Source organism: Actinoalloteichus caeruleus (assembly GCF_049311605.1).
Lineage (GTDB): Bacteria > Actinomycetota > Actinomycetes > Mycobacteriales > Pseudonocardiaceae > Actinoalloteichus_B > Actinoalloteichus_B caeruleus.
Map to the genome: position 1 here is coordinate 1,533,235 of NZ_CP186005.1, position 13,850 is coordinate 1,547,084.

Annotated in this window: 14 protein-coding genes; 3 read left to right on the top strand and 11 right to left on the bottom strand. The window is 73.4% G+C overall.

Features of this window, described 5'->3' with window-relative positions; all coding sequences use genetic code 11:
• Positions 1-236: 236 nt before the first annotated feature.
• The 3 genes from ACOJVX_RS06955 to ACOJVX_RS06965 are packed head-to-tail and all read right to left on the bottom strand — an operon-like array spanning position 237 to position 2,460.
• Positions 237-1,208: an RluA family pseudouridine synthase gene (locus ACOJVX_RS06955; protein WP_418153967.1), complete on the bottom strand. Its 972-nt coding sequence runs from the start codon at positions 1,206-1,208 to the stop codon at positions 237-239.
• Complete coding sequence (locus ACOJVX_RS06960) at positions 1,205-1,897, bottom strand: biotin carboxylase N-terminal domain-containing protein (RefSeq protein ID WP_418153998.1); 693 nt, start codon at positions 1,895-1,897, stop codon at positions 1,205-1,207. Before ACOJVX_RS06960 ends, ACOJVX_RS06955 begins: the two co-directional genes overlap by 4 nt.
• Positions 1,894-2,460, bottom strand: coding sequence for a TetR/AcrR family transcriptional regulator (locus ACOJVX_RS06965; RefSeq protein ID WP_026418406.1), 567 nt, complete (start codon positions 2,458-2,460; stop codon positions 1,894-1,896). The genes ACOJVX_RS06960 and ACOJVX_RS06965 overlap by 4 nt, the downstream gene beginning before the upstream one ends.
• Positions 2,461-3,044: 584 nt before the next feature.
• Between ACOJVX_RS06965 and ACOJVX_RS06970 the strand changes: the two genes are divergently transcribed.
• Together ACOJVX_RS06970 and ACOJVX_RS06975 are read left to right on the top strand one after the other, a co-directional pair.
• Positions 3,045-4,304, top strand: coding sequence for an MFS transporter (locus tag ACOJVX_RS06970; RefSeq protein ID WP_418153968.1), 1,260 nt, complete (start codon positions 3,045-3,047; stop codon positions 4,302-4,304).
• 43 nt (positions 4,305-4,347) lie between these two features.
• Positions 4,348-5,304, top strand: coding sequence for an LLM class flavin-dependent oxidoreductase (locus ACOJVX_RS06975; protein ID WP_030225725.1), 957 nt, complete (start codon positions 4,348-4,350; stop codon positions 5,302-5,304).
• A 238-nt stretch (positions 5,305-5,542) separates the two neighbouring features.
• Here ACOJVX_RS06975 and ACOJVX_RS06980 read toward each other — a convergent pair whose 3' ends face one another.
• The 4 genes from ACOJVX_RS06980 to ACOJVX_RS06995 all read right to left on the bottom strand — a co-directional run bounded on the left by ACOJVX_RS06980 (position 5,543) and on the right by ACOJVX_RS06995 (position 10,318).
• A complete protein-coding gene (locus tag ACOJVX_RS06980) occupies positions 5,543-7,654 on the bottom strand; it encodes a xanthine dehydrogenase family protein molybdopterin-binding subunit (protein ID WP_422647350.1) in 2,112 nt (703 codons plus the stop codon).
• On the bottom strand, positions 7,651-8,643 hold the full coding sequence (locus tag ACOJVX_RS06985; RefSeq protein WP_026418409.1) for an FAD binding domain-containing protein: 993 nt from the start codon (positions 8,641-8,643) through the stop codon (positions 7,651-7,653). The genes ACOJVX_RS06980 and ACOJVX_RS06985 overlap by 4 nt, the downstream gene beginning before the upstream one ends.
• Positions 8,640-9,155 (bottom strand): 2Fe-2S iron-sulfur cluster-binding protein, encoded by a 516-nt coding sequence (locus tag ACOJVX_RS06990; protein WP_026418410.1) that lies wholly within the window; start codon positions 9,153-9,155, stop codon positions 8,640-8,642. Before ACOJVX_RS06990 ends, ACOJVX_RS06985 begins: the two co-directional genes overlap by 4 nt.
• 185 nt (positions 9,156-9,340) lie before the next feature.
• The gene (locus ACOJVX_RS06995) at positions 9,341-10,318 is read right to left on the bottom strand and encodes a helix-turn-helix transcriptional regulator (RefSeq protein WP_418153972.1); all 978 of its coding nucleotides are present in this window, start codon (positions 10,316-10,318) and stop codon (positions 9,341-9,343) included.
• A gap of 75 nt (positions 10,319-10,393) precedes the next feature.
• Here ACOJVX_RS06995 and ACOJVX_RS07000 point away from each other — a divergent pair, with 75 nt between their 5' ends.
• Complete coding sequence (locus ACOJVX_RS07000; protein ID WP_103055582.1) at positions 10,394-10,741, top strand: YybH family protein; 348 nt, start codon at positions 10,394-10,396, stop codon at positions 10,739-10,741.
• A gap of 118 nt (positions 10,742-10,859) precedes the next feature.
• Here the strand turns inward: ACOJVX_RS07000 and ACOJVX_RS07005 are convergent, their stop codons facing one another.
• Genes ACOJVX_RS07005 through ACOJVX_RS07020 form a run of 4 tightly spaced genes read right to left on the bottom strand, consistent with a single transcriptional unit; the run spans position 10,860 to position 13,811 of the window.
• Positions 10,860-11,717 (bottom strand): phosphogluconate dehydrogenase C-terminal domain-containing protein, encoded by an 858-nt coding sequence (locus ACOJVX_RS07005; protein WP_026418413.1) that lies wholly within the window; start codon positions 11,715-11,717, stop codon positions 10,860-10,862.
• Complete coding sequence (locus tag ACOJVX_RS07010) at positions 11,717-12,511, bottom strand: sugar phosphate isomerase/epimerase family protein (RefSeq protein ID WP_422647351.1); 795 nt, start codon at positions 12,509-12,511, stop codon at positions 11,717-11,719. The genes ACOJVX_RS07005 and ACOJVX_RS07010 overlap by 1 nt, the downstream gene beginning before the upstream one ends.
• A gap of 37 nt (positions 12,512-12,548) precedes the next feature.
• Complete coding sequence (locus ACOJVX_RS07015; protein WP_026418415.1) at positions 12,549-13,340, bottom strand: triose-phosphate isomerase family protein; 792 nt, start codon at positions 13,338-13,340, stop codon at positions 12,549-12,551.
• Complete coding sequence (locus ACOJVX_RS07020; protein WP_026418416.1) at positions 13,341-13,811, bottom strand: ribose-5-phosphate isomerase; 471 nt, start codon at positions 13,809-13,811, stop codon at positions 13,341-13,343.
• Positions 13,812-13,850 lie beyond the last annotated feature (39 nt).

Genomic DNA, 13,850 nt, shown 5'->3' on the forward strand with positions numbered 1-13,850 from the left:
TTCGCTGAAAATGGTACGCGGACCTGCGGCTGCTCCTCGCCCGTGGGGCGGAGCATCCCAGCGGTCGTCCGCTGTCTTTTCTCGCTGTCGTACGAGGCCTTCTCGAAGCTGACTCGCACGCGGAGGAAGACCCGCCGGGCGGTGGAGCTGAGGCGGTGCGCACGGTGCGGAGACACGGTATCGCGGAGAGTGCGAGTGGTAGGCGGAGGCGCCGAAGGTCAGCATCCAGACCGCTTTCATGGGTGGCTCGCCGACGGGGTGGGGCGCGGGTCGTGTCGGCCCCCGGACCAGGTTTCGTAGTCGTCCCAGGCTCCGAGCGTGAGGCGGCTTTCGAAACGGCGTGGTCGACCTGTCACGGGATCGGTGAAGGACAACGCCTTGGCCAGCAGTTGGAGTGGTCGGGTGAAGTCGTCCAGTGGTTTCTCGGTGAGCATCGGGTAGAAGTCGTCACCGAGGATGGGCAGGCCAAGCCCGGCGAGGTGGAGGCGTAGTTGGTGGGTGCGGCCGGTGCTCGGGAGCAGCCGGTACCGGCCCAGGCCGTCGCGGTGCTCGACGAGTTCGATCCGGGTCTCGCTGTTCGGGGCGCCCGGCACTTCCTGAGCGGTGATGACGCCGCGTTCCTTCACGATCCGCGAGCGCACGGTCCTGGGCAGTTCCACGGCCGGGTCGTGCGGCGCGACGGCCTGGTATTCCTTGTGCACCACGCGGTCGCGGAAGAGGGTCTGGTACGCCCCCCGGAGTTCGGGGCGGACGACGAACATGAGCAGGCCGGCGGTCACCCGGTCCAGGCGGTGCGCGGGCACCAGGTCGGGCAGGTCGAGTTCGTCGCGGAGGCGCACGAGCGCGGTCTGCAGGATGTGCCTGCCCCGGGGGATGGAGGCCAGGAAGTGCGGCTTGTCGACCACCAGCAGGTCCTCGTCCTGGTGCACGATCCCGATCTCGAAGGGGACGGGCACCTCCTCCGGCAGGTCGCGGTGGAACCACAACACCGCGTGGGGGACGAAGGGGCTGTCCGGGGCGAGCGGCCCGGAGTGGTCGACGAAGCCTCCCTCCCGGAAGAGGGCGTCGATGCGTTCGGGGGCGACTCGGGGCAGGCGGTCGACGAGGTGATCGCGCAGGGTCGCCCACGGGCCGTCCGCTGGCAGCCGCAGCCGCGCCGCGTCCAACCCGTTGCGCTGCGGCAGCGGTGACCTGGCCTTCCGTCTCATCGACGGGAGCCTAGTCGAGCCGGGGGCGGTCGCGGGGTCGTGTGCGCCGCCCAGGTCACTGGCGGTTTCGGACCGGCGTCGCTTCGCCCACCGTGCCGCTCCGCCCACTGTCTTCGATTGCCGGAGGTGGGGGGAGGGGCAGAGCCGGCCACGCGGTGGCTTCCGGCGGCCGCGCGAAGGGGCACGCCGGGCGCGGGCGATGCGGGAGCTCGGCGACGTGGCGGGGAGGGCCTGCGGGGGCGAGGTCCTGCGGACCGAGCGGGGGAGTTGGCGACCGCGAGGTCCACGCGGGGGCCGGGCGACGTGGGGGCGAGCGCGCAGGGGGCAGGCGCGGCGGCGGTCGGCCGGCGTGGCCTCAGGGTGCTGGCGACCGGGTCGAGCGGGGTGGTGCTGGGCGCCAGCGGGTTGGTGGTGCGACGGTCGGTGGCGCGGCCCGGGTTGAGGCGGGGCGGGACCTGGTCCGTTCCGCACCCACACGCGTCGGCGGCCCGCGTGGCGGGCGGGTCGTCGTCCGCCGTCGAGTGGGCCACGACGGTGCGGATGCCCAGTTCCCGGCAGCTGCGGATGACGCGGAGCGCGATCTCGCCCCGGTTGACGACCAGGACGCTGTCGCGTGGCGCGACGAGGGCGCTGTCGCGTGGCGGACCAGGGCGGTGGCGTGACCAGGGCGGTGTCGGTGGGGCGCTCAGGAACCAGGGGGGCTGGGAGTGGACCCTCCGCTGATGCGTTCGATGGCGTCGACGGTGAACGCTCGTTCCAGGGGTTCGGTGCCCAGGGCGTGTTGGATGGTCAGTCCCTCGATGAGGCTGTCGAGCTGGCGGGCGGTGTCGGGGTCGAAGTGCCGTTCGAGGGCGTGGCGGGTGCGCCGCATCCAGTCGTGGGTGATCGAGCGGAAGGCGGGTTTCCTGGCCGCGAGGGTGTACAGCTCGTGGGTCAGGACGAGGTTCCGGGCGGTGTCGAAGATGTGGTGGTGGATGATGTCGGCGATGGCTGCCTTGGCCTCCTCGCGGTCGCGGGCCCGGCCCAGCCGGTGGTCCATCCGCGCGCTGACGGCGCCCGCGAACCTGCTGAAGGCCTCGCGGAGCAGTTCGTCCATGCCGGTGAAGTGGTAGGTCATGGAGCCGAGGGGCACGTCCGCCGCCCGGGCGACCTTGCGGTGGGAGGTCCCCGCGACGCCTTCCTCGGCGATGAGGTCCAGGGCAGCGGTGATGATGCGGTCGCGGCGTTCGGGGTCCACACGTCTGGTCGTCATGGCTCCACCCGTCCCCGGCCCGGTGTGCGGGCCCGATCGTCCTGTGGTCTCCCCTGGCGGCGGCCGCCTGGGCCATTCCCGCCGGTCGAGGTGTCCTCGGTCCTGGCGCAGCATTTTCCCGGACGTGGCCGCGCCCTCTTCCCGGACGTGGCCGCGCGCCCTCGGCGAGCCCGTGCGGGGCCGGCCATCCAGGTCTGGGCCCGCGGACCCGGGCGAGGGGCGGAGCCGGTGCGCGACCGCAGTGAACCAGGAGGTCCGGGCGTTCGGTGGACCAGGTGAGCCCGCACGGAGCAGGAGGGGCGGGACGGCGGGTCCGCTGAGGGGGCGGTCCCCGCGCTGGTGCCCGCGTCTGGCCGGCGGCGTCCGGTCGACGCGCTGGTCCGGCGGGGTGTGCCCCTATCGCACTGTCCGGGGACGGTGGGTCACGGGCTGACCGCTTGTGGTCACCGAGGTCCGCTCCACGTCCACGGCTTCGTGCGTACACTCGTACACCGCGTGTGTGTACGACCGTACACTCCCGTGTCGTCCTGGGAACTCCGCCCGCCGGAACCCGCCCCGTGGAACCGAGAGGTGCACTCGCTGTCATGGCTGCTGACGAGCAGGGGACCGTCGTGCCCCCCGAGCACCGGGAGACGGCCCGGCGGCGGTTCGCGTTGCTGGTGCTGTTCGCGATACCCGGGATCTCCCTCGCCTCCTGGGTGACCCGGACGCCCGCTATCCGCGACCAGCTGGACGCCACCACCGGGCAGATGGGCCTCGTGCTGTTCGGTCTCTCCATCGGCTCGATGACCGGGGTGATCTCGGCCGCCACCTTCGTCCGCCGGTACGGCACCCGCCGAGTCGCGGCGGTGAGCATGATGCTCATGATCGCCGGCCTGGCGGTCATCGGGCTGGCCGCGTTCCTCGCCTCCGCCGTGGTGGCCTTCCTCGGGCTGCTGCTGTTCGGCCTCGGGATGGGTGCCGGCGAGATCGCGGTGAACATCGACGGCGCCGAGGTCGAACGCCTCCAGGGCAGGCCGCTGCTGCCCACCCTGCACGGCACCTTCAGCCTCGGCACGGTCGCCGGCGCGCTCCTCGGGATCTGGTGCACGGCGGTCGACTTCCCCGTCGCCGTGCACCTGGCGGGGGTGGCCGGGCTCTGCGCCACCGCCGCCGTCCTGGCCGTGCGCGCGGTGCCCGCCGGCTTCGGCCAGCGTCCACCGGCGGCCACCCGGGGCCTGCGGGCCGCGTCGCGCCGCCAGTGGGAGGTGTGGCGGGACTCCCGCATCCTGCTGATCGGCGTCGTCGCCCTGGCGATCGCCCTCGCGGAGGGCGCCGCGAACGACTGGTTGCCGCTGCTGATGGTTGACGGGCACGGCTTCGACCCGACGTCCGGGTCTCTGGTCTACACGGGGTTCGTCGCGGCGATGACCGTCGGCAGGTTCTGCGGTTCGGTGGTCGTTCGGCGCTTCGGCCGGGTGGCGGTGGTGCGGGCCAGCGCCAGCCTCGGTGCGGTGGGGCTGGCCACGGTGGTGTTCGTCGACAACCCGGTGGTGGCCGCCTGCGCGGTGGTCGTGTGGGGCCTGGGGGTGTCGCTCGGGTTCCCGCTGGCGATCTCGGCGGCGGGCGACGGCGGGGGAGACGCCACCGCCCGGGTCAGCGCCGTGGCCACCGCCGGGTACGTCGCCTTCCTCGTCGGCCCGCCGCTGCTGGGTTTCCTCGGTGACCACGTCGGCCTGCGGGACGCGATGATCGTCGTGCTGGTCCTGGTGGTCTGCGCCCTGTTCGCCGCGGGCGCCACCCGGCCGCCAGCGGAGGACGATGACGGTGTCGGGCACGCCTCGGCCGGAACGCGGACCGGGTGACCAGCATGTCGGGCGGGGTGCCCGGCGCGATCGAGGAGTGGTGATGATCGTGGACGACCGTGCCACCGGGGTGTTGCTGCCCCGTGACCTGCCAGCCGGCCGGGTCCTCGACTTCGCGAGGGAGGCCGAGCGGTTCGGCTTCGGCGAGCTGTGGGTGGTCGAGGACCTCGGTTTCCGGGGTGGCTTCGCCCAGGCCGGGGCGGTGCTCGCCGCGACCGACCGCATCCGGGTGGGGATCGGGGTCCTGCCGGTCGGTGCCCGCGGCGTCGCGTTCGCGGCGATGGAGGCGGCGACGCTGGCGGAGTTGTTCCCGGGGCGGGTCGACATCGGCGTCGGTCACGGCATGCCGGACTGGATGCGGCAGGTCGGGGCGTGGCCGGCGAGCCCGCTCACCCTGTTGGAGGAGTACACGGTCGCCCTGCGGGCCCTGCTGCGCGGGGAACGGGTCGACGTGGCTGGTCGGCACGTGCGGCTGGACGGCGTCCGGTTGGAGACGCCTCCCGCCGTTCCGCCGCCGGTGCTCGCCGGGGTCCGAGGGCCGCGTTCGCTCGCGGTGGCCGGGAGGGTCGCCGAGGGGACTGTCCTGGCCGAACCGGTGTCCCCCGAGTACGCGCGCACGGCGCTCGGCAGCATCGCCTCGCACGGCCCCCACCGGCTGGTGGGCTACAACCTGGCCGTGGTCCACGACGACGGGGGTGCGGCGGTGGCGGCGGTCCGCCCCGCGCTGGCGCCCCTCGGCGAACCCGACTGGCGGCCCCACCTGGCGCCGCTGCCCTTCGCCGACGAGGTGGTCGCCCTGCGCGACGGGTGCGCGGACGGCGCCGAGTTCGCCCGGCGCCTGCCGGCGGAGTGGGTGCGGCAGCTGGCCGTGGTGGGAACCCCCGACCAGGCGAGGCGGCGGGTGGACGTGCTGCACGAGGCGGGGGTGACGAGCACGGTGCTCATCCCGGTGGGCAGCGACCCGTTCGTGTCGTTGGCGTCCCTGGCCCGGGTGCTCTGAGCGGTTCCGGGGAGGCGCTGATCAGCGTCGCCCGGACGTGTCGAGGACGTCGTCCACCGGCGAGCTGGGGTGCCGTTGGTGGGCGGCGGCTGCGCCCTGGCGTGGTCCGGCCGGGGATCCAGGGGACCGGATGAGGTCCTCGATCCGTCCGCGTGGCGTGGGGCGGTCCGACGGGTAGGCCGGTGGTCGCGCGACCACCGGGTCCCGCTCAGGGGGCGGGCGCTCGGTCCCGGCGCGGCTACCGGTGGCGGCCGAGCAGGCGGTCTGGGGTGATGGGCACGTCCCGGACCCGCACCCCGGTCGCGTGCCACACGGCGTTGGCGACGGCGGCGGCGGTGCCGACGATGCCGATCTCGCCGATCCCCTTGCTGCCCATCGGGTTGTACAGGGGGTCGGGCTCGTCCAGCCAGCTGACGTCGATGTCGCCGACGTCGGCGTTGGTGGGGATGTGGTAGCCGGCGTAGTCGCCGTTCACCACGTGCCCGAACCGGGGGTCCACCACGCTCTCCTCGTGCAGGGCCATGGACAGCCCCATGGTCATGCCGCCCATGAGTTGGGAGCGGGCGGTGCGCGGGTTGATGACCCGTCCGACGTCGAAGACCCCCACCATCCGGGGAACCCTGATCTCGCCGGTGACCGCGTCGACCCGCACCTCCGCGAACTGGGCGCCGAAGGCGTGCAACGCGTACCGGCCGACGGCGGTGTTCTCCGGCAGTTCCCCCACCACCTCCGCCCCGGCGGGCGGGTCGTCGCCGTGCCGGTCCCGGAAGGCCCGCGCGGCGGCGACGACGGTGGTGCCCCAGATGCTCAACCCCGAGGAACCGCCGGCGCCGACGGTCGCGGGCAGCGCGCTGTCCCCGATGACCAGGTCGACGGCCTCCGCCGGCACCGCGAGCGCGTCGGCCGCGATCTGGGTCAACGCGGTCCAGGTTCCGGTGCCCAGGTCGGAGGCGGCGATCTCCACCTGCCGGCGGCCGTCGGGCAGGGCGCGGATCCGTGCACTGGACCCCTGCTGGGGGAACAGCGGGTAGGTCGAGGCGGCCATCCCGACACCCACCAGCCAGTCGCCGTCCCGGCGGCCCTGCCCGGCGGGCGGGCGGTCGGCCCAGCCGAACCGGGTGGCGCCCTCCCGCAGGCACCGCGCCAGGTGGCGGGTGGAGAAGGGCAGTCCGCTCTCCGGGTCGGCGTCGGGTTCGTTGCGAATCCGCAGTTCCACGGGGTCCATGCCCAACGCGACGGCCAGTTCGTCCATCGCGGACTCCAGGGCGAACATGCCCGGCGCCTCCCCGGGTGCGCGCATGATCACCGGTGCCGGGACGTCGAGCGGGACGAGGCGGTGGGTGGTCCGGCGGTGCTCGGCGGCGTACATGGTGCGGGTGGCGACGGCGGTCTGCTCCGCGAACTCCTTGAACCGCGCGGTGTGTTCGACGACGTCGTGGGCGATGGCCGTCAGCCGTCCCCGCCGGTCGGCGCCCAACCGCACCCGTTGGATGGTGGGGGTGCGGTGCCCGGCGTTGCCGAACATCTGCTGCCGGGTGAGCGCGCACTTCACCGGGCGTCCGGGGACGAGGCGGGCGGCGAGCGCGGTGAGCACGTGGTGGGCCTTCGGGGAGGCCTTGGAGCCGAACGCGCCACCCACGTGCGGCGAGTGGATCCACAACTGCTCGGGGTCCAGGTCGAGCAGTGGGGCGAGGACCTTCCGGATGGGGGACACCCCCTGGTTGGAGTCGTACATGGCGACCGCGCCGAGGTCGGCGGCGCCGGGCCAGCGGACGACGGTGGTGTGCGGCTCCATCGGCACGTGGTGCTGGACGGGTGTCCGGTAGGTCTGGTCGACGGTGGCGGCCGCGTCGGCGAGCGCCCCGTCGACGTCGCCGTGCGAGGTGTCGGTGTCGAAGCTCGGGTTGACGTGGTCGGGTCGGTAGCGTTCCGGGTGGTCGGCGCGGAGCACCACGTCGTGCCATTCCCGCTGGTACTCGACCTTCACGAGGCTTGCCGCGTGCCTGGCCACCTCGGGTGTCCCGGCGATGACGGCCCCGACGAACTGGCCGTGGTGGCGCACCTCGTCGTCCTGCAACACCCACAGTTCCAGGTCGTCCCGGGAAGCCAACCGGGGCGCGTTGAGGTGGGTGAGGACCGCCACCACCCCGGGCACGGCCTCCGCCTCCTCGGTGTCGACCCACCGCACCCGGCCCCGGGCGATCGTCGACCGCACCGGGAACAGGAACAGCGGGTCCTCGACAGGCTGTTCGTAGGCGTAGGGGGCCCGGCCGGCCACCTTCGCCGCGCCGTCGAGCCGTTCCCGGGGGCGCCCCGACTCGGCGGGGGCCGGCGGGGGCGTGCCGGTCATCGCGCTCCCTCCTCGGCGAGGCCGGTCAGCACGGAGACCAGCGCCTCGCGGGCCATCGTCGTCTTGAACGCGGATCCCGGGAGTGGTTCGGCCTCGGCGAGTTCGGCCTCGGCGGCGGCCCGGAACGACGCCGGCCGTGCGTCGGCGCCCCGGAGGGTTTCCTCGGCGCGGGTGGCCCGCCACGGTTTGTGGGCCACGCCGCCGAGGGCGATGCGCACGTCCCGGACGACGCCGTCGGTGACCGTCAGCGCGGCGGCGACGGAGACCAGCGCGAACGCGTAGGAGGCCCGGTCGCGGACCTTGCGGTAGGCCGACCGGGTGGTGGGCGGCAACCGGGGCAGGTCGACGGCGGTGATGAGTTCGCCGTGTTCGAGGACGGTGTCCCGCCGCGGTTCGTCGCCGGGGAGCCGGTGGAAGGCGGTGAGGGGGACTCCCCGATCCCCGTGGGCACCGGTGAGCCGGACGGTGGCGTCCAGCGCGGCCAGTGGCACCGCCATGTCCGAGGGGTGGACGGCGACGCAGTGTTCGGAGGCGCCGAGGATGGCGTGGTGGCGTTGCCAGCCGGCCAGCGCCGAACAGCCGGAGCCCGGTTCCCGTTTGTTGCACGGGGTCGCCGGGTTCTGGAAGTAGGCGCAGCGGGTGCGCTGGAGCAGGTTGCCTCCGGTGGTGGCGAGGTTGCGCAGCTGCCAGGACGCGCCGGCGAGGAGGGCGGCGGCCAGCATCGGGTAGTCGCGGCGGATGGTGGGGTGCGCGGCGAGGTCGCTGTTGCGGACCCCGGCTCCCACCCGGACGCCGCCGTCGGGCAGCGGGTCGATGTCGTCGAACGGGAGCCGGGACACGTCGACGAGCAGGCTGGGGGAGGTGATGCCCAGCCGGAGGTGGTCGACGAGGTTGGTGCCGCCGGCCAGGTAGGTGGCGTCCGGTCGGGACGTGGCGGTGCGCACGGCGTCCTCGACGTCGGTGGCCCGGTGGTAGTCGAAGGGGATCACGGAGCCTCCTCCGCCAGGGTCTGGCGCACGGCGGCGACGATGTTGACGTAGGCGCCGCAGCGGCAGAGGTTCCCGCTGAGCCGTTCCCGGATCTCCTCGTCGGTCAGTTGGACGGGGCCGGTGAGTTCGCCGGTGACGTGGCTGGGACGGCCGTCCGTGGCCTCGGCGAGCATGCCGACGACGGAGCAGACCTGGCCGGGGGTGCAGTAGCCGCACTGGAAGGCATCCTGGTCGAGGAAGGCCCGCTGCACGGGGTGGAGCGTGTCGCCGGGGGCGAGGCCGTCGGCGGTGGTGACCTCGGCGCCGTCGTGCGAGACCGCCAGGGCGAGACAGCTGGTGATCCGCCGGCCGTCCAGCAGGACGGTGCACGAACCGCACTGCCCGTGGTCGCAGCCCTTCTTGGGGGAGGTGTTCCCGAGCCGGTCGCGGAGCGCGTCCAGCAGGGACGTGCGGGTGTCCACCCGCAGCGTGTGCGTGGTGCCGTCGACTCGCAGCCTGATCTCGGCTTCCATCCGCCACCCCACCTCCGCCGCTGTGCGCCGCCGAGCCCACGGTAGGGCGGGTGGGCCGGCGTCGCCCGATGGAAGGGCCGTGCTCCGCCATGCGCTGGCGCCGGGTCGTGGTCGGCGGGTGTCGTGGGGGCGTTCGAGCTGACCGGCGGGGGTTGGCCACGTCCGGGTGACACGGCCGGCGGGGCTCAGGACGGCGTGGCGTAGCGGGCGGCGAGGGTGGCGGCCCGGTCGCGCAGGGAGGTCCGCAACCACTGGGGCTCCAGGGCTTCCGCGTCGGCGGCGAGCCGCCACAACGCCCACTCGGCGTGCCTGGCGTCCTGGAAGGACACCTCCAGTCGAGACCAGCCGTCCGGGCCGGTGTCCTCGGAGTGGACGGCCACCGCGGTGCCCACCAACTCGGCGCGCCGCGCCGGGTCCACCCGTACCAGCACGGTGATCTGCTGCCCGCCGGCGCGGAACCGCCTGCCGCGTTCCCGCCAGACCCCGGCCAGGTCGACCCGGTCCGGTCGCCGCGCCGGTTCGGGGAGCGCCTCGGCGGCCAGGACCCGGGACAGCCGGTAGGTGCGGTCCGCGCCGGACCTGGTGGCCAGCAGGTACACCTGGTCCCGGGCGGTGACCAGGCCGATCGGGTCCACCGTGCGCCACGCCGGGGGCTGCTCCGCCGCCGCGTAGTGGATGCGCAGCCTGCTCCCGGCGAACACCGCCCGCCGGACCTCGGCCACCACCGGGGTGGGCACCACCTCCTCGGCGGCGAGCCGGCGTTCGAGGAGATCGGTCTCCGGGTCGACGAGCAGCCGTTGGACCGCTCCGGCCGCGCTGGCCCGGGAACCCTCGGGGAGCGCGTCGACCACCTTGCGCATCGCCGAGGCGAGCGCCGGCCCGAGGCCGAAGGCCTGCGCGCCGCGCCGCGATCCGACGACCAGCAGGGCGAGCGCCTCGTCGTGGTTCAGCCCGGTGAGTTCGGTCCGGAAACCGGGCAGCAGGGCGAAACCGCCGTGCCGGCCGCGTTCGGCGTAGATCGGGACCCCGGCGGTGGACAGCGCCTCGACGTCGCGCAGCACGGTGCGGGTGGACACCTCGAGTTCCCGGGCCAGCGCGGACGCGGACAGCCGGCCGTGTTGCCGCAGCAACAGCACCAGCGATACCAACCGGTCGGCGCGCACCCGGGAAACCTACTGGAAAGCACGACAGGAGGTGTCGTGTTTCGCTGCGAGGCTGTTCCCATGACAAGCAGGGCAGTGGCCACCGAACCGAACGACCTGGGCAGGTACTTCATCGAGCGCGGCAACGTGGGGGACGTCGACGGGTTGGTGGCGTTGTACGAGCCGGATGCCGTGCTGGCGTTCCCGCCGGGCAACGTCTCGAAGGGGCACGCGGAGATCCGCGAGGTGTACGAGCGGTTCGTCGCGGCCGCCCCGGAGCTCGAGCCGGGCCGGCAACACCCCGCGCTGGTGAGCGGGGATCTGGCGCTCACGGTCTCGACGCTGACCACCGGTGAGATGGCGGTGGAGGTCGCGCGTCGCCAGGAGGACGGGACGTGGCTGTGGGTGGTGGACCAGCCGGTGCTCCTGCCGGACAACGGGTGACCTGACGACGCGGTGGAGCCCCCGCGGTGACGCGGGGGCTCCACGAGGACGGCGGCTGGCCGCGTCGATCGACTACCCGGGGGCAGCGGTCGACCCGTGGTGAGCGCGGGGGCCGGGCTCAGCGGTTGATCTGCTTGATCCGCAGCATCCTGGCGATGACCTTGTCCAGCTCGTCGTCCTGGAAGACCTTCTTCCAGTCGTCCTTGATGATGGTCTCCCGGCCGTAGTCCATCGCGATCAGGCAGGCCTCGGAGAACGGGTTCGATCCCTTGAGGGTGTTCGCCAACGCCACCTGGGTGTGGCCGTAGAGCATCGCCTTGGCGGCGGGCTCCGGGACGCCGACGGTGGTGACCGTCTCCTCCAACGCCTCCTTGAGCAGGGAGCCGATCATGCAGGCGATGGTCTCGACCAGGGTGGGTTCGAGGACGGCCAGCTGCTTCACCGTCACCCAGTGCACGTCCACGACCGGGGCGTACATGGTGCGGATGACCGTCTCGGCGACGTCCCGACGTTCGGTGTCGTCGGACTCGATGGCCGCGACGACCTCCTGCGGGGCGGCGATGCCGCCGAAGGTGTCCGCCCACTCCTCCTTGGTGGTGCGCTCCAGGAACACCGAGGGGTGGCAGGGGTGGGCCACGGCGTAGTGCAGGTCGTCCCGCTGGGCCAGCAGTTTGGCGTAGGCGGCGGCCGGGTCGAGGGTCAGCAGGATCGCGCCGGGGCGCATCACCGGCACCAGCGCTTCGGACACCGTGCCCAGGACGATGTCGGGCACGGCCAGGATGACGACGTCGCTCTCCTTCGCGGCGTCGACGCCGTCGATGACCTCGCGGCCCTTGCCGGCCAGCAGTTCCCGCCCGGCCGGGGAGTTCTCGCTGTAGAGGACGCGGAAGTCGCTCCGCTCCAGGTTCGCCGAGACCCGCAGGCCCATCTTGCCGGCGGCGCCGATGACCGCGACGGTCAGCTGCTCGGTAGCCATCACTCGCTCCTCAGGAATTCGATGTTGTGCCGCGTCCACTGGTCCTCCAGCCGGGCCGTCTCCTCGAAGGTGCCCTGCCACGGCAGCCAGTGCTCGACGATCTGGTTGATGTTCTTCTCGGCGGGTCGGACCCGGCCGATCATGTGGTGGTAGTCGAGGAGACCGGTGCCGAGCGGGCAGCCGGTGAGGGAGAAACCGACCCAGCCCGGTGACCGGGTGAAGGTGAAGTCCTTGACGTGGATGTTCACCACCCGGTCGGCGGTGCGGTCGACGACGTCGGTGGGCTGTTCGAGGCGGGCGACGCTGTTGGCCGGGTCCAGGCACACCCCCAGCCGGGGGTTGTCCACCGCGTCCACCACCCGCAGCAGGTCGGTCGTCGAGACCTGTTCGTAGGTCTCCAGGCCGAGGGTGACGCCGCGTTCCTCGAAGGCCGGGAGCGCCGAGCCCAGCGCGGCCACCGCCTCCTCGACGGTCGGCCGGTGGTCGGCGGTGTTCAGCATGGACCGCACGAAGGTCGCTCCGAGGGCCTCGGCGATGTCCAGGTACCGCAGCAGGTGTTCCGGCCGGACTCCCCGGGTGCCCAGTTCGAGTCGGACGCCGAGGTCGTCGGCGACCCGGCGGAGCTCGGTGAGCTGCCCGGGGGACAGCCCCTCGACCGGGGGGTGGTCGCAGATCTGGAAGACGTCGCCGCCCAGTTCCCTGGTCTCCGCCACCGCCTCGGCGAGGGTGACCGGCGTGGGCGCGGCCTCGGACAGCCGCCAGAAGTAGGCGTAGGTGCTCAGTCCCACCGCCATCGCGTGCTCCTTTCCACGGGCGGGGCCGTGCTGGTGCTCATCGGGCCCGTGCCCCCGCGCCGTGCAGGGCCAGGGCCTCGTCGAGGATCGCGGCGACGGCGTCGGGGTCGTGGGCGAAGCGACCGAGGAACAGCCCGCCGACCTCGGTGCCGAGGTCGGTGAGCAGACCGGGGCCGGCGCTGCCGCCGTAGATCACCCGGCTGCCGGCCCGGCAGGCGTCCTCGGCGAGCCGTTCGCGCAGGGCGGCGCACACCGTCGCGATGTGGTCGGTGGAGGCGGGTTCGGGGGCTCCGATCGCCCAGTGCGGTTCGTAGGCCACCACCACCCGGCCCGGTGCGCCGTCCTGGTCGGCGGCGGCGAGCAGCCCGCCCAGTTCGGTGACGCAGCGGCGGGCGGCCTCGGCGGGGGAGACCCTGTCGGGTTCCCCGACGCACAGCACGGGGGTCAGGCCGTTGCGCAGGGCGGCGGCGGTCTTGGCGGCGACGACCTGGTCGTCCTCGCCGAACAGGCGCCGCCGTTCGGCGTGTCCGACCTCGGCGTAGCGGCAGCCCAGTTCCCGCAACAAGGTCCCGCTGGTCTCGCCGGTGTAGGCGCCGGAGTCGGCCCAGGACAGGTCCTGCGCGCCCACGCCGACCCCGGTGCCGGCGAAGGCCGCCAGCACGGGCGGGATCAGCGGGGTGGCGGGCAGCGCGAACATCTCGACGAGACCGCTGGTCACGGCCTGGTGGGTGCGGGCGAGGTCGGCGACCCGACGGCTCCAGTCCAGGGTCCTGGCCTGCCCGAAGTACATCTTCAGGCTCACCCCGACCGTGACCGCGCTGGCGTCCACTCAGGCCGTCCCGGTGTTCTCGTAGTCGCCGATCACCGCGACCTTCGCCGCCGAGGCGGACGACTGGTCGAAGCGGTAGGTCAGCCACTCCCTGGCCAGTCGCCGCGCCAGTTCCAGGCCGACGACCCGTTGGCCGAAGGTGAGGATCTGCGCGTCGTTGCTGAGCACGGACCGTTCCACGGAGAAGCTGTCGTGCGCGGTCACTGCCCGCACGCCCTTCACCTTGTTCGCGGCGATCGCGACGCCCAGCCCGGTGCCGCAGACCAGCAGGGCCCGGTCGGCCTCCCCGGCGGCCACCAGTTCGGCGGCGGCGATCGCCACGCTCGGGTAGGGGGTGTGGCTGTCGGCGTCCACGCCGACGTCCCGCACGGAGGCGACGAGGTCGTTGGCCTCCAGGTCCTTCCGCAGCGCTTCCTTGTACTCGTAGCCGGCGTCGTCGGAACCGACGACGATCCGCAGCCTGTCGCTCATCAGCGTCTCCTTCCTGCTCCTCGGGCTCGTCTGGTGGCT

Bases quoted from the DNA above. Each gene is read 5' to 3' on its own strand.
- ACOJVX_RS06955 (WP_418153967.1), bottom strand. From the start codon at position 1,208: ATGAGACGGAAGGCCAGGTCACCGCTGCCGCAGCGCAACGGGTTGGAC.
- ACOJVX_RS06965 (WP_026418406.1), bottom strand. From the start codon at position 2,460: ATGACGACCAGACGTGTGGACCCCGAACGCCGCGACCGCATCATCACC.
- ACOJVX_RS06970 (WP_418153968.1), top strand. From the start codon at position 3,045: ATGGCTGCTGACGAGCAGGGGACCGTCGTGCCCCCCGAGCACCGGGAG.
- ACOJVX_RS06975 (WP_030225725.1), top strand. From the start codon at position 4,348: ATGATCGTGGACGACCGTGCCACCGGGGTGTTGCTGCCCCGTGACCTG.
- ACOJVX_RS06980 (WP_422647350.1), bottom strand. From the start codon at position 7,654: ATGACCGGCACGCCCCCGCCGGCCCCCGCCGAGTCGGGGCGCCCCCGG.
- ACOJVX_RS06990 (WP_026418410.1), bottom strand. From the start codon at position 9,155: ATGGAAGCCGAGATCAGGCTGCGAGTCGACGGCACCACGCACACGCTG.
- ACOJVX_RS07005 (WP_026418413.1), bottom strand. From the start codon at position 11,717: ATGGCTACCGAGCAGCTGACCGTCGCGGTCATCGGCGCCGCCGGCAAG.
- ACOJVX_RS07010 (WP_422647351.1), bottom strand. From the start codon at position 12,511: ATGGCGGTGGGACTGAGCACCTACGCCTACTTCTGGCGGCTGTCCGAG.
- ACOJVX_RS07020 (WP_026418416.1), bottom strand. From the start codon at position 13,811: ATGAGCGACAGGCTGCGGATCGTCGTCGGTTCCGACGACGCCGGCTAC.